This is a genomic window from Bradyrhizobium sp. P5_C11_2, from assembly GCF_054049755.1.
In genome coordinates, this window is the sequence record NZ_JBFULT010000768.1 from 1 (window position 1) to 2,822 (window position 2,822).

2 protein-coding genes are annotated in these 2,822 nt (G+C 64.0%); one reads left to right on the forward strand and one right to left on the reverse strand.

Features of this window, described 5'->3' with window-relative positions; genetic code table 11:
• The coding region (locus ACXJL8_RS38245) for a TonB-dependent siderophore receptor (RefSeq protein ID WP_456686730.1) at positions 1 to 1,649 on the forward strand (1,649 nt) is incomplete at its 5' end.
• A gap of 98 nt (positions 1,650 to 1,747) precedes the next feature.
• On the opposite strand, the gene ACXJL8_RS38250 is transcribed toward ACXJL8_RS38245, so the two are convergent.
• Positions 1,748 to 2,822, reverse strand: a 1,075-nt coding sequence (locus ACXJL8_RS38250) for a molybdopterin dinucleotide binding domain-containing protein (RefSeq protein WP_456686731.1), incomplete at its 5' end; no start/stop codon positions are given.

Below are 2,822 nucleotides of genomic sequence, written 5' to 3' on the forward strand. Positions count from 1 at the left end.
CCTCCGGCCTGTATGGGCTTGGCTCCCCGGGCGGCATCGTCGACGTCACGACGAAGCGGCCGCCGATGACGGCGTTTGGCGAGGTCCAATTGCAGGCCGGCACTTACGACCGCTACCAGGGCGCCTTTGACGTCGGCGGACCGGTGCCCGGCAGCGATCAATTGTACTACCGGCTCACGGGCCTGCTGCGCGACGCGAAGACCTGGTTTCCCGGCAATGATGACGACCGCGCCTATATCGCGCCGGCCCTGACCTGGAAGCCGAACCTCGATTCGACGTTCACGATCCTCGGGGAATATCAGACCAGCCGGACCGCTGCGAGCATCGGAAACGCTCGCACGGTTGATGGGAAGCTGACCAACATCTACTCGAACGATCCGGCGTTCAGCGCCATGGGCCAGAAGCAGTACCGCATCGGTTATGCGTTCGAGCACAACGTCAATGACACCTGGACCGTGCGGCAGAATTTCCGATTTTATCAGGTCAACACCGACGCGAAATACACCCAGATCGACAACATCGACTATGCGACCCAAACCGCGTCGCGCTCCGCCTGGCGAATCGTGGATAATTTCAAGACCGCGACCCTCGACAATCAGGCCGAAGCCAAGTTCATGCTCGGCTCGGTCAAGAATACCGCTCTGTTCGGCGTCGACTACAGTCACTCCTACTACGACGACAAGATCGGATGGGGACCGGCGCCCGATCTCAATCTCCGGACCATGAACTACGGCGCCCAGGCGATCGCCTCACCGGCATTTTCGATCTTCACCAAGCAGTCGACCGACGAGGTGGGGGTCTACGCCCAGGAGCAGGCCAAGCTCGGAGGATTCATTCTGACGCTCAATGGCCGTCAGAGCTGGGTATCGCAGAGCACGACGACGACCCTGGACGGATCTCCGGTCACCCAGAAGCCGTCGGCCTTCACCGGTCGCGCGGGCCTCAGCTATCTCTTCGACAGCGGCGTGGCGCCCTATGTCAGCTACGCCACCTCGTTCAGCCCGCAAACCGGCGTGGACGCGACAGGGTCCACCTTCAAGCCGACCACCGGCGAGCAGACGGAAGCGGGCATCAAGTATCAGATGCCTCATGTTCCGTTGCTGTTGACCGGTGCCGTCTTCGACATCAAGCAGGACAATGTCCTGCGCACCAATGCCGACAACATCGCGTTCCAGGCGGCGACCGGACAGGTCGAGTCCAAGGGCCTCGAGCTCGAGGCCAAGCTGGCACTCAAGCCGGGCTTCGATCTCACCGCGGCCTATACCCACCTCAACGTCGTGATCACGCGAGGCAATACCGATACGACCGGCAATGAGTATTCCGGCATTCCCCGGGACTCGTTCGCAGCTTTCGGCAAATACACGTTCCAATCCGGCACGCCCGTGGAAGGGCTCGGCTTCGGCCTGGGTGCGCGCTATATCGGCGCAAATTTCGGCGACGATCAGAACACGTTCGAGAATTCAGCGGTCACATTGTTCGATGCCGTGATCGACTATGATCTCGGCAAGCTCGATCGGAGCTTCCGCGGCGCCTACATGCGCGTGAACGCGACGAATCTGTTCGACAAGAAGTATAACACCTGCCAGGCCGGCTATTGTTATGCTGGCGAGCGGCGTCAGGTGATCGGCACGTTGAGCTACCGCTGGTAGCCGCCGCCTCGCATCGGTTCGCGCCTGCGCCCGTGGTGAAGCGTGATGGGTTTCGCAAGTGCTCTACCCATCCTACGCTCCACCTCAAGAGCGGTGCCCTACACCGGATCGAACGCCCGGATCGGCGGCAGATTGCCCGTGAACTTCTCCACCTCCACCGCCGTCAGCTGGCCGGTGCAGCCTTGCGCGAAGGATGAGGTGCCGATGTCGCGGGTGAGCACGTTCGGGTTGCCGTGAACGCAAAGCGGCGCCTCGTCCTCGGGGTCCATCGGGTCGTACCAGGCGCCGGTCGGCAGCTGCACCACGCCGGGCGCGATGCCGTCGGTGACATGGACGGCGGCGAGACAGGCGCCGCGGTCGTTGAACAGGCGGATGATGTCGCCGTCCTTGATACCGCGAACCTCCGCATCGCGCGGGTTCATGCGCGCGACCTCGCGGCCGCGATGCTTTGCAGCCAGCGAATGCCCGCCGAAATCGAGCTGGCTGTGCAAGCGCGTCACCGGCTGGTTGGCGACGAGGAAGCACGGCGCGCCGGGCTTCGGCATGTCGGTCTTCTCCAGCCAGACCGGATGGCCGGGACAATCCGCATCGCCATGGCCCGCGATCTTCTGCGAGAAAATCTCGATGCGTCCGCTCGGCGTCGGCAGGGCATGGGCGACCGGATCCTCGCGGAAGCGGCGCAGCCTGCCGCCGTCGTCGGGCTGCTGCGGCACGACCAGGCTGCCGCGCTGCCAGAATTCCGCGAAGCTCGGGGCCTCGAGGCCGCGCGCTTCGAGCGAGGCGCGGGTCGGCTCGTAGAGATGTTCGAGCCACTCCCGTGACGTGCGGCCTTCGGTAAAGGGCTCGCGGGCGCCGAGACGGTCGGCGAGATCGGCGAAGATCTCGTAGTCGTCGCGCGCCAGCCCAAACGGCTCGGCGATGCGGTGCATCGCCACCATCAGGGGATCGTTGCTGGAATAGCCGATGTCCTCGCGCTCGAGCGTCATGGTCGAGGGCAGGACGATGTCGGCGTGCCGCGCCGTGGCGGTCCAGGCAAGCTCGTGCACGACCAGCGTGTCGACTTTCGCGAAGGCCTTGCGCAGGCGGTTGATGTCCTGGTGGTGATGGAAGGGATTGCCGCCGGCCCAATAGACCAGGCGGATGTCCGGATAGGTGCGGGTCTCGCCATTGTAG